Consider the following 340-nt stretch of genomic DNA (forward strand, 5'->3'; position numbering starts at 1 on the left):
CCCCTAGGGGATTCGAACCCCTGTACTCACCGTGAAAGGGTGATGTCCTAGGCCTCTAGACGAAGGGGACAACGTACTACATTACACCTTTAATGCAAAAGCCCGTTCAAAACGTTCATTTGAACGGGCTTTGTTCTGGCGGAGCGGACGGGGCTCGAACCCGCGACCCCCGGCGTGACAGGCCGGTATTCTAACCAACTGAACTACCGCTCCAGCTTTCTTCACTCTCACCCACAGGACCTCGTTCACGTCCTGCAAGCGTTGCGACACTTCTACTACGAAACGCCGCTGAATCCTGGCGTCCCCTAGGGGATTCGAACCCCTGTACTCACCGTGAAAG

General features: G+C 55.9%; 1 tRNA gene. It reads right to left on the reverse strand.

The window, feature by feature from the left end:
• Window positions 1-136: 136 nt before the first annotated feature.
• Window positions 137-213: transfer RNA gene (locus tag DIE23_RS39275), tRNA-Asp, on the reverse strand.
• Between the last annotated feature and the right edge of the window lie 127 nt (window positions 214-340).

Origin of the sequence: Burkholderia sp. Bp9143 (assembly GCF_003853645.1) — a bacterium.
Classification (GTDB): Bacteria; Pseudomonadota; Gammaproteobacteria; order Burkholderiales; family Burkholderiaceae; genus Burkholderia.